The organism is Vibrio sp. V12_P9A6T4 (genome assembly GCF_963874835.1).
Lineage (GTDB): Bacteria > Pseudomonadota > Gammaproteobacteria > Enterobacterales > Vibrionaceae > Vibrio > Vibrio anguillarum.
Genome location: NZ_CAWNJO010000049.1, coordinates 38,526 through 57,554 on the forward strand (window position 1 = coordinate 38,526; position 19,029 = coordinate 57,554).

Sequence of the window (19,029 nt, forward strand, 5' to 3'; positions counted from 1 at the left end):
GCCTCATTGTGTAAGATTGAGCAGATTACTCTTCGAGAATAGGTGGTGGTTCCTTACGCCCCAACATCAACAAGCAAGGCGTCAGCACTAACGTTAAGACAGTGGCAAAAGCAAGGCCTCCTGCAACGGCCGTGGCGAGTTGTGACCACCATTGCGTGCTGGGAGCACCAAACTCAATTTTCTGGTTAATCAAGTCGATGTTCATCTCCAGTACCATTGGCAATAACCCTAAAATAGTCGTCACTGTGGTCAATAAAACGGGCCTTAAACGCTGAACACCAGTGCGTAAAATGGCCTCTTGTTTTGACAAGCCTCTGCGTATCAGTTGGTTATAAGTATCTATCAATACGATATTGTTATTCACCACGATGCCGGCCAAGGCGATGACCCCAATACCTGACATAATAATGCCGAAAGGTTTTTGGAAAATCAGCAGGCCCGCAAATACTCCGACCGTTGAAAACAGTACTGCACTTAAAATGAGGAATGCTTGGTAAAAACTATTAAATTGCGTAACCAGAATTAACCCCATAACCACCAGCGCAATCAAAAAGGCATTTTTTAGAAATTCTGAGGAATGTTCCTGCTCTTCATTTTGCCCTCGTAACTTAAACTCCACCCCATTAGGTAAATTCAGTTCCGACAATGCTTGAGTAACTTTGGGCAATTCAAGGGCCAGATTATACCCTTCCTTTAGATCCGCCATAATATCGATAACCCGTCGACCATCAATCCGTTTGATCGTATCTTGTTTGTGATCCGGTTTTATCTGCGCAAAATTGGTTATCGGCACCAGACCTGCGGGTGTGTTGACCCGTAACTGATCAAATCGACCAATATCACGCTTATCCTCTGGATAACGCACCAAAATATCGACCTCTTCGTTTGCATCATCAGGCAAGTAGTCACCAATTTTTAGTCCATTAGTCACAAATTGCACTGTGTTACCCACCAATGTCGCATCGGCTGAAAATCGAGAAGCATCATCACGTCGAATATCAATTCGCCAGTCAATTCCTTCTTTATTTGAGGTGTCACTGACATTAGTCAACGCGGGATTGTTATCAGCCCACTTTCTGACCATTTTAGCGGCCTCATTAAGATTTTCAGGAGTACGCGCCGACATTTCAATCACCAGATCATGCTCAACAGGTGGCCCTGCATCTGGAAATTTATACTCGATTTCCACCCCTGAAAACTGATCCGTAGTGCTTTTAAGCTCTTCAATAATCGCTTTGACGGTGCGGCGATATTGCCAATCAACAGGGGTAATTTGAATCTGGCCAATTTCATCCTCTCCCCCCGTTCGAGTATAGACGCTCTCAAATTCCTCATGACCAAGCATCACCTGCTCAATTTCTCGCATTAAGGTGTCTTTTTCTTGGATGGACAGATCGCCATAAGAACGAACTTTAACGGTGAAATAAGGCGGATCCACCTCTGGGAAGAATTCGGCACCGAGCCCTGCTTTGGCATAAGCAAAGCCAATCACAATCGCGAGCACTATCGCACTAAACAATATTTTAAGTGGGTGACGAATCGCAATGGCCAACGTGTGATAATAGAGCTTGGTGATGCCCGTCGCTTGGGCAAAATCACCTTCATGTAAAGCAATCATCCGTGCTTGACTGGCAGCCGAAGCATGTTGCGGTCGGCCAATTAAGCCTCCCAGCACAGGTACGAAAAGCAGTGCCATAATCAGTGAAGCAGCCAGTGTAGCGATAAGCGTGAGAGGCAAGTATTTCATGAACTCACCCGTGATATCTGGCCAAAAAAGCAGAGGAGCAAAAGCGGCTAAAGTGGTAGCAGTTGATGCGGTAATCGGCCATGCCATCCGTTTTGCGGCATCTCGATACGCTTCTTTACGCGGCACACCTTCTTGCATACGCCGATCAGCAAACTCAGTTACCACTATGGCTCCATCAACCAGCATGCCAACCGCCATAATTAATGCAAATAACACGACAATATTGACGGTTAGTCCAAACACCGACAAGACTAGTAATCCGGTCAAAAATGAGCCTGGTATTGAGATACCAACCAGCAGCGCCGTCCTCATTCCCAAAATAGCGATAATCACGATCACGACTAAAATAATGGCCGACAGAATATTGTTTTGTAGATCGTTGAGCATGATTTCAACGTCTTTCGACTCATCCCACGTATATTTCACCAACAAATTACTTGGCCAATCTTCCCGTTTTTGCGCCTCTCCCATTACCGTTTTTACCAGCTCAACGGTTTCGATGATATTTTCACCAGCACGCTTTTTAACGTCCAACACCACCGCCGATTTGCCATCTAAACGAGCAAAGCTTTCAGGGTCCCGAAATGCTCGTCTGACGGTCGCGATATCGCCAAAGGTGATTACTTGCTTACCATCAACCTTCACCGGAAGCTCTAACACATCTTTCAAGGATTCAAAAACTGAAGGAACCTTTACGGAAAAACGTCCGTAGCCCGTATCGACGAAACCCGCCGCAACGACTTTATTATTCAGTGCGATTAAGTTATAGATATCGCCTTGATCAAGTCCGTAACTTTCCATCAATAGGGGATCGACAATGATCTCAACAATATCTTCGCGATCGCCAGCGATATCAACTTCTAATACTTGTCGGTAGCTTTCTAATTTGTCTCTCAACTGCCTTGCAATTTGTACGATAGCTCGCTCTGGTAAAGTGCCATAAAGCACCACTGATAATACCGGTTGCTCTGATGCCAATGTTACTTCGTTCACGGTCGGCTCATCGCTGTCTGCGGGTAGCTTCGGCTCGGCCAAATTGACCGCATCTCTCACATCCGCCATCGCTTTATCAAGGTTAACGCCAACGTTAAATTCCAAAACTACAGAAGCATGCCCTTCGGAAGCATTCGACGTCATCTCTTTTACGCCTTCAATAGAGCGCATTTCTTGCTCTAGGGGCCGCACGATAAGGCGCTCAGCATCACTCGGTGATATGCCTTGATGACTTACGGAGACATAAATAATAGGAATAGTAATGTCAGGGCTCGATTCTTTAGGGATCGAAAAATAGGTCGCTACGCCAGCGATCAAGATAAAAATCAGCAGCGATAACATAGTGCGCGAGCGAGATAGCGCCGCATCAATAATAGAAAACATGGCGCCCCCTACTGCGCTGAGTGGTTAGGTTTCTTGACCGCAATCACTTGATCACCATCTCGAACAAAACCTTGCCCAACGGTGATAATATCCACCGTCTCCCCTAGCCCAGTTAGCCACACACCATCTTGCTCCGCTTTTACCAATTGAATGGGGATGAAGCGAACACGATCTTGCTGCAGAGTTTTAACGCCTAAATTTCCTTGATCATCAAGCGCAAGCATGGCAGGCGTGATTTTCACCGCCAGTTGTGTTTCCAAACTCATCTCCACTTCAGCGCTCACACCCGCGGGGATCGTTTGATTGGGATTGTCTAATTCCACTTCGATAGCAAACGTGTTGGTGGTAGGCGATGAGACGCGAGAAATATAACGAACCTTGCCATCGACAATAGAACCATCGATAAAACGTACACGAGCAATTTGGTCTTGTTTGATTTTTTGGATGTGTCGTTCGCTGACATCCGCTTCTATCACTAATTTACTGAGATCAATAAAGGTGATCATCGGGTCACCCACTCCGACAAAATCGCCTTTTTCTATCAATATGTCTTCAACAATGCCATCGAAGGGAGCCACAACTGACGTATTACGTAAAGCCAATTGGGCACGACTTTGCACAGCGCTGGCTTCCGCCAAAGCGGCTTGCGCCGAAGCAAAGGCCACTTCGCCTTGCAAACCTCGATTTTTTAACGACTCAGCGGCACTGAATTCTTTTTGTTTGAGTTTGAACAAGGCTTGCGCACTCTCTAATTGAGCCGCTAGATCAGCTTGATCGATTAAGACGATCTGTTGTCCTTTATTGACAGGCTGTCCTTTTGCTATCGATATCTGAGTAATTTTCCCTGCGATTTCAGCACCAATTTTAGCTTGACGATTAGGTGCGGTCCGACCGTAAAGATCGATATGCTTATCGGTCAATTCAGCCTCAAAAGATTGGTAAATAACTTTCGCAAAAGGAATGGTGTCATTGGCAGTTTGCCGGGGCTCTTCCGCTTTCAATGTCCCAAAACCTAACCAAAAACAGAGAAGTAGAATAAAAATCGTCGAGAGTAGCCAAGGTCGTTGCGAAAAAAAGCGGCCAATAGATGAACGGCTGATTTTGGTATCAGGCATAAATAATCCTTTATTATGTTCTTGCCTTCTTAAGGTTAAGGCAAAGCCCTACATAACATCCAAATACATAGGGCTATTAAGCTTAATTAGCTACAGTAGATTAATTGTGCATCGAACCTTTTTTAGTTAAACACTAAATGATGCACCACAACCGCATGTTGTTGTTGCATTAGGATTGTTGACAAAAAAACGAGAGCCTTCTAGGCCTTCTGTGTAATCGACAATGCCACCTATCAAATATTGTAAGCTCATCGGGTCAACCACTAATGTCACGCCACTATTAACTATTGTGGTATCGCCATCGTTTACATTTTCATCAAAGGTAAACCCATATTGAAAACCGCTACAACCACCACCAGTAATATAAACGCGCAGTTTTAGCGCTGGATTCTCTTCTTCAGCAATCAACATTTTTACGCGTTGTGCTGCAGTATCAGAAAATGACAATGGTACATTTACTTCACTCACGATGGCCTCTCTCACTCGTGTTAATACCTGTCAGACTTATTATGCTTAACTTATGCCTGTAAAGGTGATTCTTTTTTAATAATGCAATGATTATCTAATACCTGACCTATTCGTTCAAGTATTCACCGTCACTTAAGCTAAAACTCCAACTATCGAGGCATTATGCACTGAAAAAACACTCACTGTCGCGTGAGTTGTACACTATACGGCGCTTATTTGGCTGTGAATGGGCTCAGAAAATGAGTGAAAAAAAGTGTCTTTGGTGAGTTTGGGTATACAATGCGACACCAACTGGTCCGAACAAGCAGAAGAGGATAAATCCATGACCAAATCAGCAGAGCTTTATCAAAAGGCACAACGTGCAATCCCCGGTGGAGTTAACTCTCCTGTACGTGCTTTTAACGGAGTTGGTGGCTCGCCGATTTTTATCGACCGCGCAGACGGCCCGTTGATTTTTGATGCTGACGGCAAAGCTTATATTGATTATGTCGGCTCTTGGGGGCCAATGATACTAGGCCACAATCACGCGGTCATTCGTGAAGCCGTGATAGGCGCAGCGCAGCGCGGTCTCAGTTTTGGTGCGCCGACCGAGATGGAAATCGATATGGCAGAATTAGTTTCTGAGCTGGTTCCATCGATGGAACAGTTGCGTATGGTCAGTTCCGGTACCGAAGCGACGATGAGCGCCATTCGTTTAGCTCGTGGATTCACTGGGCGCGATAAAATTTTAAAATTTGAAGGCTGCTATCACGGTCATGCGGACAGTTTGCTAGTAAAAGCAGGCTCTGGCGCCTTAACATTAGGCCAGCCAAGCTCTCCTGGTGTGCCTGCTGATTTTGCTAAACATACACTGACCGCCACTTTTAATGATTTAGAATCTGTACGTGAATTGTTCGCGGCCAATAAAGACCAAATAGCCTGCATTATCGTCGAACCAGTCGCGGGCAACATGAACTGCATTCCACCAGTAGAAGGGTTCCATGAAGGCTTACGTGAGATTTGTGACCAAGAAGGCGCTCTGCTGATCTTTGATGAAGTAATGACAGGTTTTCGTGTTGCACTAGGTGGTGCACAGGCTTACTACAACATCAAACCAGACTTAACAACGCTAGGGAAAGTGATTGGCGGTGGTATGCCTGTTGGCGCTTTTGGTGGACGCCGTGATGTGATGCAATACATCGCTCCAACGGGCCCGGTGTACCAAGCTGGTACGCTATCAGGTAACCCTGTGGCTATGGCTGCGGGTTATGCCTGCTTGACGCTTCTAAAAGAAGAAGGCAATGAAAAACGTCTCGCGGCCAAAACAAAGCAATTGGCTGATGGATTCAAAGAACTCGCAGACAAACACGGTATTCCTTTGCTGGTCAGCCAAGTTGGTGGCATGTTCGGCTTCTTTTTTACCGATCAAGAACGCGTCACCTGTTATGAAGAAGTCGCAAAATGTGATGTTGAACGTTTCAAGCGCTTCTTCCATTTGATGCTCGATCATGGTGTCTATTTAGCGCCTTCAGCTTTTGAAGCAAGTTTTACTTCTTTGGCGCACGGCTCCAAAGAAATTGAAGCGACATTAGAAGCGGCCGATCGCTGTTTTGCGATGATGGCAGCTCAAGCGGAATAAGCACCATTAGGCAAACTCATCATAGTATAAAGGGCTGTAGGTCAGCCCTTTATTTATTTCAGACTCAATAAGCAAGCTATCATTGCCAGTAATAAATCACTAAAACGACCAACGCCATCATGCTGATGGCAAACCACGGTAGCTTCAACTTTTTTTTATGCTGGTTTTGACACCCTTTTTCATTATCACAACATCCCATCTCATCAGTTCCTCATTGATAACACGCTGATTTGCAGTCATTATAACCCTATTACTTTACAAGGTTGGATTAACAACGTGTCAGAAAAAGTGAAAATCACCTCTAGCCACTGGGTGCTCATTGCGGCACTTGTCGCTGCGGCTATTGCTTGTTATCTGTTGATTGCACCTTATATCAACTCGATTGTCATGGCTTTCATCATCTCGTTATTGATGTTTCCCATTCATGAGTGGCTCGAACGAAAAATCCCCAAATACAAAAATACCGCCTCGTTTCTCTCGTGTATTATTTTGACGTTTATTATTGTGATTCCACTGCTGTTTGTCTTTGCTGCTATTGTGCAGCAAGGGTCGGTATTTTCTCAGAACATGTATCAATGGGTGACTCATGGTGGCATTCAAACCGCCTTTGCTCATCCTTGGATTGTCAAAGGACTCGCCATTGCGAATCAATATTTGCCCTTTGATGAAATTCAGCCACAACAAATCGCACAAAAAGTGGGGCAATTTGCCAGTTCATTTGGTACCAACTTGGTCAGTATTAGCGCAAAAGTGCTGGGTGATGCGACCAGTTTTTTGATGGATTTCTTCTTAATGCTGTTCGTGTTGTTTTTCCTACTCCGTGATCACGATAAGCTCATCAGCGCTCTTAGGCATATCTTGCCATTGTCGCGTAGTCAAGAAGACAGGTTGCTCTGCGAAATTGAGCAAGTCTCCAAATCGGCTGTCATGGGGTCATTTTTAACCGCAATAGCACAAGGCTTTGCGGGCGGGTTTGGTATGTGGCTCGCCAGTTTCCCTGGGTTATTTTGGGGCACCATGATGGGGTTTGCTTCGTTTATTCCGGTTGTCGGTACTGCTCTGATATGGATTCCAGCCACTGTTTATCTCTTTCTAACCGGAGATAGCACATGGGGCATATTCTTGGCCCTCTGGAGCGTTATCGTTGTTGGCTCAATTGATAATTTATTGCGGCCCTTTTTAATGCAAGGGAGCGCGGGCATGAACACCTTAATGATCTTCTTCTCTCTGCTCGGTGGTATTCAGCTGTTTGGCCTGATTGGGTTAATTTACGGCCCACTCATTTTTGCCATCACTATGGTGCTGTTTAATATTTATGAGGAAGAGTTTAAAGGTTTTCTCAATCAACAAGATAATAGCTAACTTTTGACTTACTGACGATCAAGCTAGAAGCAAGGGGCAGACTGTGCGAGAATCTGCCCCTCTTTTTTAGCGCAGAGCCCACTATGTCCAGTTACACCGCACCAAGTCAAATTGCCCAGCGTCAGCTTGCTTATTTCGAAGGAAAACATCTTTTAGTGGCTGGAGAAGCGGAGGATTTATTTCCTGTAGAGTTAGCTAATCATTGTCGCTCTGTTTCGGTGTTCACCACTCATTATGGTTACTACCGCCAACTCGAATCCTATCCGCAAATTACATGTCATTTTGGCGCTCAATTTGAGCAAAAAACCGATGCTGACATGATTCTGCTTTACTGGCCCAAAGCGAAGCAGGAAGCTGAATATCTGCTTGCAATGCTGTTGGCCAAACTGGGCAAAGAGACTGAGATTGTGGTCGTGGGTGAAAACCGCTCGGGCATAAAAAGCATTGAAAAAATGTTTGCAGCTTATGGGGTGGTTAAAAAGTATGATTCAGCTCGACGCTGTTCGTTCTATTGGGGGCAATGCACTCAGCAGCCACCAAGCTTCCAAATTGCAGACTGGTTCAAAACTTATCAGGTGCAGTATCAGCAACACGCACTGATTGTAAAAAGTTTACCTGGCGTATTTAGTCATGGCGAGTTTGACCTCGGTAGCCAACTGTTACTCGATACACTACCTAAACTGAGAGGAAAAGTTCTCGACTTTGGTTGTGGTGCTGGTGTGTTGGGTACTGTAATGGCCACATTAAACCCAGATATCGAGATTGAACTGTGCGATATCAGCGCGCTTGCGATTGAATCAACCAAAGCAACCTTGATAGCGAATAACATATCAGGGAATGTATTTGCCTCTGATGTCTACTCAGATACCGCTAAAGATTATCAATTTATCGTCTCAAACCCCCCTTTCCACTCCGGATTAGAGACCAGCTATAGTGCGACAGAAGCCTTACTGGCGAACGCACCAAGCCATCAAACCGCGAAAGGCGAACTTTTTATTGTGGCCAACAGTTTTCTTAAATATACCCCGCTGATTGAACAGGCTTATGGTCATTGCGAGGTGTTAAATAAAACTAACAAATTCATCATTTACCACGCAAAAAAAACATTACAAAAGTCGCAACAATAAGTGTAATCCACTCTCAATTGGTCACTAAACTGGATGATTTTTACGAATTTTGCGTTAGTGACCACGCTTTCCACAGGACTTACTTGTCAAAGTAAAAAAACTCGTTAATTTCGTCACTTTAGGTTTTCTTTGTTTTTTTCATTCACTTTAACGACTACCTCATGCCGTTAAAGCCTCACGGAAAGTAATGCCTTTTTCTATGTTTAGGTTCTCTCGTAAGCAAAAATTTAAGCGCCTGCAAAATACTCTTATGCTGGCTTTTCTCGTTTTGAGCATCACGCCTTTAACTGTGACTGCCATTTTTTTTCTGCAATCACACACTAAAGATCTTCAAGAACAAAGCACGTCTCACTTATTGTCAGTCAGAGACACTAAGCAACAGCAAGTTCTCGATTACCTCACGGCCAAAGAATCAGAAGTGATGGGGTTTGTCCGTTCAGAGTTAGCTTATGCTAGTGGAGGGCGCTTTTACGGCTTAGTCAATGCGTTCCAAAGACTTGGTCTGGATATTGATCAAGCTCGTGAGCATGCCCAGCAGCGTTATATTCCTGGCTCTGGTGATCAGATAAAAACGTCAATATTGCCACAATCGAGCAGCTATGTAGGCAGTGAACGGTATCGCCTGCTGCACAAACGCTATCATTGGGCGTATTTAGAACTGCTTAAACGTTCTGATTTTGACGATATTTTACTGGTGGATCTCGATGGTGATGTCGTTTATTCCGTTTATAAGCACGACAACTATGGGACGAATTTACTGACCGGAAAATACAAAGATAGCAATCTGGGTAAAACATTCCGCCAGCTAGAGCAGCAAGTTGGCGAACAACGAAAAATCAATGAAGAATATACACCAGTTATTATTTCTGATTTTTCACCACAAGAAGGGCAATCAGTTGCTTGGCTTGGCGCGCCCATTATTCAACAGGGCTACCTGCACAGCTACGCCATGTTCCGCCTACCAAACAATGGCATCACAAAGCTCGTTGCTGACACCAATGCGACATCGCAAATAAGGACTTTACTCGTCGGGCAAGATCATCATTCTCGAATACTCTCTTACACGCAGCAAGAAATCGAGACTAGTCAAAAAGTGATCAATCTTGCACTTTCTGGGTTGAGTGCCGTTGGTACTTACACCAATACATTGAATGAGAAAACCATTGCCGCCTATGCACCTGTTGCAAATAAAAATATCAACTGGGCCTTGGTCGTAGAGATACCAGAAAAAGAGGCTTATGCGCGAGTTCATCAGCTTGAGAAGTTATTTATTTTCGCCATGCTAACCGCGATTATTTTAGTCGTCATCGCTTCACATTATCTCTCTAATTTTATTACCTCTCCCCTACTGAAGCTCACTTGGGCGGCAGAAAAAGTCTCAGCTGGGGATTTAGATGAAAATGTTATCAATACCGATCGTAAAGATGAGATTGGTCGACTCGCAGTGAGTTTTGAACGTATGCAGCGTTCAATCCGAGAAAAAATGCAGCTGATTAAAGCGCAAAATAAAGAGCTCGAAAGCAACATTCAATTAATTCGCAAACAGAACGATGAGTTGCATCTCGCTAACAAACTAAAAGATGAATTCCTAGCCACAACCTCACATGAATTAAGAACACCGCTGCACGGTATGGTCGGTATTGCAGAAGCACTGATCTCTGGGTCAAGTGGAACTATCACCGCCGATCATCGTTATCAATTAGGCATAATCATCAGCAGTGGACAACGGCTGACAAACTTGGTCGATGACTTACTCGATTACCATAAAATGCGCTATGGCAGCTTGGATATCAAACAGTGTGCTGTTGATCTATCCGGCGCAACACGCTTAGTGTTAGAGCTGTCTAACCATCTACTCAACAAAAAGCCCATTCGCGTAATAAACCAAATCCCTGATGAATGCATTTGGGTCTCTGCCGATCCACAACGATTAGAGCAAGTGCTTTATAACCTTGTAGGAAACGCCATTAAATATACGACTGAAGGGAAAATTGTCATTTCAGCCAATGTGGTTGATGACAAGATTCGTGTCCAAGTTGTCGATACGGGGCAAGGCATTCCTGCTGAACAACTTGAACACATCTTCGAACCACTGATTCAAGCAGGGCAAGATGCCAGTCGTTATCGACAAGGCGCAGGCTTGGGTCTTTCGATCAGCCGTCAATTGATCGAATTAATGCAAGGAACGCTTTATGTCAGTAGCCAACCTATGGTCGGTACGACATTCAGCTTTACCTTGCCATTAGCATCAAAAGCGGAAATTGAGTCGACAAGCTATATGGAAGCTGGCCACTTCCAATCTCCGACCATTTCAGACATTGAACTGCCTGAAATGCATTCACTACCTGAAAATAAAGAAGGCCCAGTACTACTGATAGCAGATGATGAACCCGTCAATCTGCGTGTCCTAGACAGTTTCCTACGTTTAGAAGGCTATCAAGTCCGCACCGCTAAAGATGGCAATGAAGTCATTAGCGCGGTCGAAAAAGAAAAACCGGAACTTCTACTGCTCGACATTATGATGCCAGGATTAAGCGGCTACCAAGTCTGTGAAAAGTTAAGAGAAACATACGATCATGCCGAGCTACCTATCATTATGTTGACGGCATTAAATCAAACTGACGATAGAGTTCGTGGTTTTGCAGCGGGAGCGAACGATTACTTATCGAAACCTTTTAATAAGCAAGAGCTCGCTGCACGTATTACGGCGCATTTAACGGCCAGCAAAGCTGAACAAAGACGTATTGAGAACAACCAACTGCAACAAGAGCTGAAGCATAGAGCAATGGTAGAGGCCAGTTTATTGGAAACCCAAGGCCGTCTACTAGAGCAGCTTGAATCTGCTCCTGAGGCCATTATTTGCATTCGAGACGATCATAAAATCCGCTTTGCGAACGAAGCGGCTGCTCGGTTATTTAAGCGCAGCCAAGAACAACTAAAGCGCTCAAATGCGGAAGAACTCATCGCTCCTAAATACTTAGTCGTCGAGCAAGAGCATTACTGCGGTAATATCGATATCTATGTCGAAGATACACGTCAACATATGTCTGCTGATGTGTTACGACTACCGGATGGCTCTGGGTTGCAGGCTATGTACATCTTTAACGTGGGTGGAAACATCAATGCAGCGCGCATCAATAACCTTGAAACCGCTATTGAAGCGCTATCCAGTTACGCATTTGAAGGCGATAAAGAAAAACTGCAGCAGCTCAAAGAACTCGGTGGCGAGTTCACTCGTATCGCCGACAAAGTATCGGGAGAGAGTCAATCTAAGCAAGATTTAATGCGCGAAGTACTGGTTGAAGCAATGACCAGTGCTTTAGATTACTGGGAACGGGTCAGTAACCAAAGCAAGTTTACCTTTGCAGAGCAGAGTGGGCTATGGCGAGTGTATCTCGATAGAAGCACATTACAGACTCGGACACTAGACAAGTACTTACGTATCGAGACACTGCCTAAAACACCTCGCTGGCGTACCGTTCTTAATTCGTTAGATTACATTCTTGATCATTGTCAGGAGCACGGCCCTGAACGCTCTCACATCGAAGCGCAGCGCGATAAATTGCAAAAGCTACTGACCTCATCACTCTAAGTACATCAACACCATTAAGCCTGCACTCTGCAGGCTTTTTTATCACTATATTTCCATGACCATCAACGGAACAACCACCCCATTGATGCATCCAGAGTTATGACTAGTTAAATTTAATCAATGTTAACCTCAAGCATCCATTACTCTGGTACGCCTTACTCACTGCATATTACAAACCTTACTTCTCAATAGAAAAAAAGAGGCAAAATGATGATGAAAATTGGAAGTAAAAACTGATTTCTAGGCAATTTCACCAGCAGATTTTCAATTGAAGATGAATAAAGATCCAGATTGCGAACCGAATCACAACAATTCGGCAGAATTAATTTAAGTAAAAAAATTAACGATAAAACTATAAGTGAGCAAGATCTCATGATACAAAAAAAACAAAAAAACATTAAAAATAAAGGGATAAAAAGATAGCGAGCGCTTACAACTATAAGTTAATCGAATTGAGTATGAGAGGCAGATCACTGACCTAAATGAGAGTAAAAATCAAACCAAAGATGGTAAATTGACGTTTATAACGATCACTTTCTACAAATTGACGTTTTTAACGGGAATTCAAATTGATAATTTTCTCTCCAAGGTGTCTTCTTACTCCTGCCAAAGGTCTACAGGCCACTCATGTTGACCAACTCCTCCGGTTTGTTAACACGCAATGAGGTAGGCCTTGGAGAGTGTTTATCAATTGATGACATTCATATCCATTAGTGAAATGAAAGCAAATAGTAAGGAACAGCTATGCTTGCCAATATTAAAAAAACAGCGCTAGCCGCTGCAGTAATCGCCGCCGCAGCGAGCCTTTCAGCTCCAGCAGCCGCACGCAGTGAGCTAACGATCGTACCTGATTTCTACCCTACAATGGTACGTAACTTTAACCCGTATCTAGCAACAAACCTACGTACGACCACTGATTTCATCTATGAACCACTGGTGATATTCAACGAAATGCATGGTAATACACCCGTTATGCGTTTGGCTGAAGGCTTTAAAATGTCTGATGACCTAATGAGTGTTACTTTTGATATCCGTAAAGGTGTTAAATGGTCAGATGGTCAAGCATTTACAGCGGATGATGTCGTGTTCTCTTATGGCTTATTGAAAAATAAACCTGAACTCGACCAACGCGGTATCAACAAGTGGGTAACGAGCGTAGAAAAACTGAACGACTACCAAATCCGTTTCCGTTTAAGTGAAGCTAACTCAAACGTACCTTATGAAATCTCGTTAGTTCCTATCGTTGCTGAGCATGTATGGAAAGATGTGAAAGATCCAGCGACTTTCACCAACGAAAACCCTGTAGGTACTGGTCCGTTTACTGAAATCGACACCTTCACTCCACAGCTATACATCCAATGTCGTAACCCGAATTACTGGGATGCTGCAAACCTTGAGGTTGACTGTTTGCGTGTACCTCAAATTGCAAACAATGACCAATTGCTAGGTAAAATTGTTAACTCTGAACTCGATTGGACCTCTTCATTCGTTCCAGATATTGACCGTACTTATGCCGCTGCAAGCCCTAGCCACCACTACTGGTATCCGCCATCAGGCACACAAGCATTTATGGTTAACTTCAAAAACCCAGATGCAGTAAAAAATGAAGCGCTAAGCAACGTTGATTTCCGTCGCGCATTCTCTATGGCTCTTGACCGTCAAACTATTATCGATATCGCTTTCTATGGCGGCGGTACCGTTAATGACTTCGCTTCAGGCTTAGGTTATGCATTCCAAGCTTGGTCTGATGAAAACATCCACAATAAGTACAAAGGCTACAACACGTACAACGTTGAAGGCGCGAAAAAACTGCTTGCTAAAGCGGGCTTCAAAGACGTGAACAAAGACGGTTTTGTTGATACTCCATCAGGTAAATCTTTTGAGCTACTTGTTCAATCACCAAATGGCTGGACTGACTTCAACAACACAGTACAACTTGCCGTTGAACAGCTTGCCGAAGTAGGCATCAAAGCACGTGCTCGTACTCCAGAGTTTGCGGTTTATAACCAAGCAATGCTTGAAGGTACTTATGACGTCGCTTACACCAACTACTTCCACGGTGCGGATCCACATCTATACTGGAACAGTGCATACAACTCTGCACTACAGAAAGGTGAAGGTATGCCTCGTTTTGCTATGCACTTCTACAAAAACGATAAGCTAGATACTTTGCTAGACAGCTTCTACAAAACAGCGGATAAAAATGAGCAGCTAGAAATCGCTCACGGAATTCAGAAAATCATTGCTGAAAACCAAGTGACCATCCCTGTAATGTCAGGTGCTTACATGTACCAATACAACACAGCACGCTTTAGCGGCTGGTGGAACGAAGAAAATCCTAAGGGTCGTCCAAACATTTGGGCTGGTATCCCGGAGCGTCTATTACACGTACTGGACCTAAAACCAGTTAAGTAAGTAGAAGTTCATTCCTTGCGGCGTACTTCGTGCGCCGCTAAATAAAATCCCCTAAATACCTAGCAAATGTATAACGCTCGTCGTTAGGGGATTTTTCGCTCTAAATTTCGCTAGGAGCGACCTGAAACCAGGTACAGGATAAAACTGGGTGAGTAAGGTGTGAGTTATGGGTTATTTTTTAAGACGTTTGTCATTTTATTTTATCGCGTTGCTGGTTGCAGCAACATTGAACTTCATCATTCCGCGAGCCATGCCTGGAGACCCAGTGACCATGATGTTCGCAAACGCAACAACGCAAGTAACGCCAGAACGAATCGAAGCAATGAAACAGCTTCTCGGTTTCGTTGATGGTCCGTTACCCGTACAATATTTGACCTATTTAAAAAGCATTCTAAGTTGGGAATTAGGCACGTCGATTAAGTTCTATCCGTTAAGTGTCAATGAATTACTGGGTAGTGCATTTGGTTGGTCGTTATTTCTAGCGGGTACTGCGGTTGTGATCTCGTTCTCAATCGGTTCTCTACTGGGCATTTTTGCCGCATGGAAACGAGGCAGTCGTTACGATACGTTTATTACTCCAGGGATGTTGGTTATACAAGCCGTTCCGCAAGTGGTTATTGCGATGATCGCTATGTTTACTTTTGCTATCGGCTTGCAATGGTTCCCTACGGGTTATGCCTACACTGCTGGTACGATGCCAGATTGGACAAGTTGGACATTCATTAAAGATGTGGCCTACCACGCTTTCTTGCCTCTTGTCTGTGCGTCTCTAGTACAAATCGGTGGGTTTCTCGTCAACATGCGTAACAACATGATTAACCTGCTCGCTGAAGACTACATAACGATGGCGAAAGGGAAAGGGCTCAGCGAAAACCGTGTGGTTTTCCAGTACGCCGCTCGTAATGCTTTATTGCCAAGTGTCACCGCTCTATCGATGTCTTTGGGTATGGCTATCGGTGGTCAGCTCATCATTGAAATTATCTTTAACTATCCTGGCCTTGGTACCGTTTTATTTAATGCGATCAACGCTCGTGATTACCAAGTTCTGCAAGGGCAGCTACTGATTATGACGCTCTTTATGCTGTTCTTTAACCTGTTGGCGGACATGCTTTATGTCGTACTAGACCCTCGCCTACGCAAGGGAGGTAAATAATCATGAAAGATCTCATTAAACTCATTCGCGGCAATACCGTTGCCATGGTCGGTGTCATTATTTTGGGCCTATTTTTATTCATCGCCCTTGCTGCGCCACTGATCACCAAACATGCGCCAGATAAACGTACCGGAAATCCACACGAGTACCCATCGTTCGTCGTCAAAGCCGCTAAAGCAGATCCGAATGGCTGGATTGCTGAAAACTTGGCGACTGACCGCCGCACCTTACTACTCTCAAAAGGTGAAGACCATGTGCTAGGCACCTCTCGTATGGGACGCGATGTTTGGTCACAAGTGGTGTATGGCGCACGAGTCTCACTCGCCGTGGGTTTTGGCGCAGGAATGACCGTCTGTTTTCTTGCGACTGTGATTGGTGTTTCTGCCGGTTACTTTGGCGGTAAGGTCGATGACATTCTAACCGCCGCTATGAATATCATGCTGGTGATACCTCAATATCCTCTTTTATTCGTGGTCGCGGCATTTATTGGAGAGGCCGGCCCATTAACCATTGCACTCATCATTGGCTGCACCTCCTGGGCTTGGGGCGCTAGGGTCGTACGCTCACAAACCCTCGCACTGCGTGAGAAAGAATTTGTCAGAGCGGCGGAAGTCTTGGGTGAATCATCATGGCGCATCATTTTCGTTGAGATTCTACCTAACCTCATCTCCATCGTTGGCGCTAGCTTCATCGGTTCAGTGATGTACGCCATCATGATGGAAGCGACCATCTCCTTCCTTGGTCTTGGCGATCCAAACACCATCAGTTGGGGCATCATGTTGTACAACGTTCAAACGTCCTCTTCTATGCTGATTGGCGCTTGGTGGGAACTGCTTGCGCCTTGTATTGCTTTGACTCTGCTCGTTACTGGTCTGGCTTTACTGAACTTTGCGGTCGATGAAATTGCCAACCCACAACTGCGTTCACACAAAGGAATGAAGCGTTGGAAAAAACTCGCAGAGCAAGACAAGAAAGAGCGTCAGCCTGACCTGCCACCACAAAATGCACTTTGGAGCGGAGATAAATAATCATGACAAACCCACTTATTTCAATCCGTAACCTATGCGTTGACTACATCACCGACGCAGGTGATGTTCGAGCATGCAGCAACGTCAGTTTTGATATTGCACCTGGCGAAGTATTTGGCCTTGCTGGTGAATCTGGCTGTGGTAAATCAACTATCGCATTTTCACTGATGCGTCTGCATAAGCCGCCCGCGTTTATTACTGGTGGAGAAGTGATTTTTAATGGTGAAAATATCATTAAATACAGCGATGAACGCATGCAATCCTTTCGCTGGAGCCAAATGTCGATGGTGTTTCAAAGTGCGATGAACGCTTTGAACCCAGTATTGACGATGGAAGAGCAATTTTGTGACGTGATCATGCGCCATACCAACATGACTCGTGAACAAGCTAAACGCCGCGCTGAAGGTTTGTTAGAAATTGTCGATATTCACCCAAGTCGCTTAAACGATTACCCACACCAATTCTCAGGGGGGATGCGTCAGCGCTTGGTGATTGCAATTGCTCTCGCGCTCAATCCTAAAATGATCATTATGGATGAGCCGACTACGGCACTTGATGTGGTTGTCCAGCGTGAAATATTGCAAAAAATCTATGCGCTGAAAGAAGAGTTTGGCTTCTCTATCTTGTTCATCACCCATGATTTGTCGTTGATGGTCGAGTTCTCCGATCGGATTGGCATCATGTATTCCGGTGAATTAATTGAAGTGGCTCCTTCTAAACAGATTCTGGAAAGCCCTTTCCACCCTTATACCAAAGGGCTGGGTAGTTCTTTCCCTCCACTGACAGGCCCTAAAACGAAGTTAACTGGAATACCAGGTAACCCGTTGAACTTATTGGATATACCTCAAGGTTGTCGCTTCCAAGCTCGTTGCGATCGCGTACATGAAGCTTGCACCAAAATTCCAACGAGTTTGCGCCAAATAGAGCTTGGACGCTTCTCCAGTTGCCACCTTTACGGTGACCCAATTGCTCAAGTGAAACTGTAGAGCACAAGCTGTATTACAAAAATTTCTGGAGACAATTATGAGCAAAAATTTCGGTGAATTACTGGTTGAGGGGAAAAATCTAGTTAAAGATTTTCCAATCAACAGTAACACCCTAAAACAACCTATGATGCGAGCGATCAACGACGTATCGTTCAAAATGTTCAAAAGCCGCGGCTTGGCTGTCGTGGGTGAATCAGGCTCTGGCAAATCAACAACCGCTAAAATGATTGCCAAAATGTACGCCCCAACATCCGGTGTAATTGAATACAAAGGACGCGATATTTTAGACATCACTTCACGCAGTGACCTGATGCACTATCGCGAAGGCGTCCAGATGGTATGGCAAGATCCGTTTGGCTCACTCAACCCAACTCATACCATTTTTCATCATATTGCTCGTCCACTGCTTATCCATAAAAAAGTGACGTCAGGTAATAAGAGAGAGTTAGAAGAACGCGTTCACGATTTACTGGAACAAGTCGGCCTTATTCCACCAAAAGAAACAGCCGCGAAATATCCGCACCAGTTGTCTGGTGGACAGCGCCAACGTGTCAACTTAGCGCGTAATATCGCAGTTGGTGCCGAAGTGGTACTGGCTGATGAACCAACCTCCATGTTGGATGTGTCGATTCGTGCGGGTGTTCTCAACCTGATGGAAGAGATGAAGTTTGAAAAGCAGATGTCGCTGCTTTATATCACACACGACATCGCCACCGCACGCTACATCGCCGAAGACTTAGCCGTCATGTACGTCGGACATATGGTGGAATGGGGCGATACCGAAGAGATCATTCACGATCCTCAGCACCCATATACCCAACTATTGGTTTCCGCGGTGCCCGATCCTAGTAAATCGATACACGAGAAGCTCAAAGGGAACAAAGGCGAAATTCCACTTTGGACCCCGGTATCAACAGGCTGCCCTTTTGCTGGTCGATGCATGCAGGCGAGTGACAAATGTCGTGAACAACTTCCAGCGGTGACTCAGTTGTCTGATAACCACTTTGTTCGTTGTTACTTATTTGAATAATCACTAACGCA

12 protein-coding genes are annotated in these 19,029 nt (G+C 44.7%); 9 read left to right on the forward strand and 3 right to left on the reverse strand.

The genetic code is table 11. From position 1 onward, the window contains the following. Positions 1-25: 25 nt before the first annotated feature. The 3 genes from AACQ42_RS07410 to erpA form a co-directional block, all read right to left on the reverse strand. Positions 26-3,124: an efflux RND transporter permease subunit gene (locus tag AACQ42_RS07410; protein ID WP_094165864.1), complete on the reverse strand. Its 3,099-nt coding sequence runs from the start codon at positions 3,122-3,124 to the stop codon at positions 26-28. An 8-nt stretch (positions 3,125-3,132) separates the two neighbouring features. Further along, positions 3,133-4,239: an efflux RND transporter periplasmic adaptor subunit gene (locus AACQ42_RS07415; protein WP_094165865.1), complete on the reverse strand. Its 1,107-nt coding sequence runs from the start codon at positions 4,237-4,239 to the stop codon at positions 3,133-3,135. Between the two features lie 126 nt (positions 4,240-4,365). Next, positions 4,366-4,707: an iron-sulfur cluster insertion protein ErpA gene (gene erpA / locus AACQ42_RS07420; protein WP_026027518.1), complete on the reverse strand. Its 342-nt coding sequence runs from the start codon at positions 4,705-4,707 to the stop codon at positions 4,366-4,368. Between the two features lie 322 nt (positions 4,708-5,029). Between erpA and hemL the strand changes: the two genes are divergently transcribed. From hemL to AACQ42_RS07465, 9 genes are all read left to right on the forward strand, one after another. After that, positions 5,030-6,325, forward strand: coding sequence for a glutamate-1-semialdehyde 2,1-aminomutase (gene hemL, locus AACQ42_RS07425; RefSeq protein WP_026028237.1), 1,296 nt, complete (start codon positions 5,030-5,032; stop codon positions 6,323-6,325). A 276-nt stretch (positions 6,326-6,601) separates the two neighbouring features. Beyond that, a complete protein-coding gene (locus AACQ42_RS07430; protein ID WP_094165866.1) occupies positions 6,602-7,687 on the forward strand; it encodes an AI-2E family transporter in 1,086 nt (361 codons plus the stop codon). A gap of 83 nt (positions 7,688-7,770) precedes the next feature. After that, positions 7,771-8,814 carry a 16S rRNA (guanine(1207)-N(2))-methyltransferase RsmC gene (gene rsmC / locus AACQ42_RS07435; protein ID WP_017049773.1) on the forward strand — a complete coding sequence of 348 codons (1,044 nt, stop codon included), beginning with the start codon at positions 7,771-7,773 and terminating at the stop codon, positions 8,812-8,814. 199 nt (positions 8,815-9,013) lie between these two features. Then, the gene (locus AACQ42_RS07440) at positions 9,014-12,406 is read left to right on the forward strand and encodes a response regulator (RefSeq protein ID WP_094165896.1); all 3,393 of its coding nucleotides are present in this window, start codon (positions 9,014-9,016) and stop codon (positions 12,404-12,406) included. 744 nt (positions 12,407-13,150) lie between these two features. Continuing rightward, the gene (locus AACQ42_RS07445) at positions 13,151-14,821 is read left to right on the forward strand and encodes an ABC transporter substrate-binding protein (RefSeq protein ID WP_013857639.1); all 1,671 of its coding nucleotides are present in this window, start codon (positions 13,151-13,153) and stop codon (positions 14,819-14,821) included. A 166-nt stretch (positions 14,822-14,987) separates the two neighbouring features. Continuing rightward, on the forward strand, positions 14,988-15,974 hold the full coding sequence (locus AACQ42_RS07450) for an ABC transporter permease (RefSeq protein WP_013857640.1): 987 nt from the start codon (positions 14,988-14,990) through the stop codon (positions 15,972-15,974). A gap of 2 nt (positions 15,975-15,976) precedes the next feature. Beyond that, entirely contained in the window at positions 15,977-17,002 is a 1,026-nt protein-coding gene (locus AACQ42_RS07455; protein ID WP_013857641.1) for an ABC transporter permease, read from the forward strand. 2 nt (positions 17,003-17,004) lie between these two features. Further along, positions 17,005-17,988 carry an ABC transporter ATP-binding protein gene (locus AACQ42_RS07460; protein ID WP_013857642.1) on the forward strand — a complete coding sequence of 328 codons (984 nt, stop codon included), beginning with the start codon at positions 17,005-17,007 and terminating at the stop codon, positions 17,986-17,988. 37 nt (positions 17,989-18,025) lie between these two features. Beyond that, on the forward strand, positions 18,026-19,018 hold the full coding sequence (locus AACQ42_RS07465; RefSeq protein WP_013857643.1) for an ABC transporter ATP-binding protein: 993 nt from the start codon (positions 18,026-18,028) through the stop codon (positions 19,016-19,018). Positions 19,019-19,029: the final 11 nt, after the last annotated feature.

Excerpts from the sequence above, each read along its gene's own strand:
- AACQ42_RS07465 (WP_013857643.1), top strand. The coding sequence starts at position 18,026 with ATGAGCAAAAATTTCGGTGAATTACTGGTTGAGGGGAAAAATCTAGTT.
- hemL (WP_026028237.1), top strand. The coding sequence starts at position 5,030 with ATGACCAAATCAGCAGAGCTTTATCAAAAGGCACAACGTGCAATCCCC.
- AACQ42_RS07460 (WP_013857642.1), top strand. The coding sequence starts at position 17,005 with ATGACAAACCCACTTATTTCAATCCGTAACCTATGCGTTGACTACATC.
- rsmC (WP_017049773.1), top strand. The coding sequence starts at position 7,771 with ATGTCCAGTTACACCGCACCAAGTCAAATTGCCCAGCGTCAGCTTGCT.
- AACQ42_RS07440 (WP_094165896.1), top strand. The coding sequence starts at position 9,014 with ATGTTTAGGTTCTCTCGTAAGCAAAAATTTAAGCGCCTGCAAAATACT.
- AACQ42_RS07445 (WP_013857639.1), top strand. The coding sequence starts at position 13,151 with ATGCTTGCCAATATTAAAAAAACAGCGCTAGCCGCTGCAGTAATCGCC.
- AACQ42_RS07455 (WP_013857641.1), top strand. The coding sequence starts at position 15,977 with ATGAAAGATCTCATTAAACTCATTCGCGGCAATACCGTTGCCATGGTC.
- AACQ42_RS07450 (WP_013857640.1), top strand. The coding sequence starts at position 14,988 with ATGGGTTATTTTTTAAGACGTTTGTCATTTTATTTTATCGCGTTGCTG.
- AACQ42_RS07415 (WP_094165865.1), bottom strand. The coding sequence starts at position 4,239 with ATGCCTGATACCAAAATCAGCCGTTCATCTATTGGCCGCTTTTTTTCG.
- AACQ42_RS07410 (WP_094165864.1), bottom strand. The coding sequence starts at position 3,124 with ATGTTTTCTATTATTGATGCGGCGCTATCTCGCTCGCGCACTATGTTA.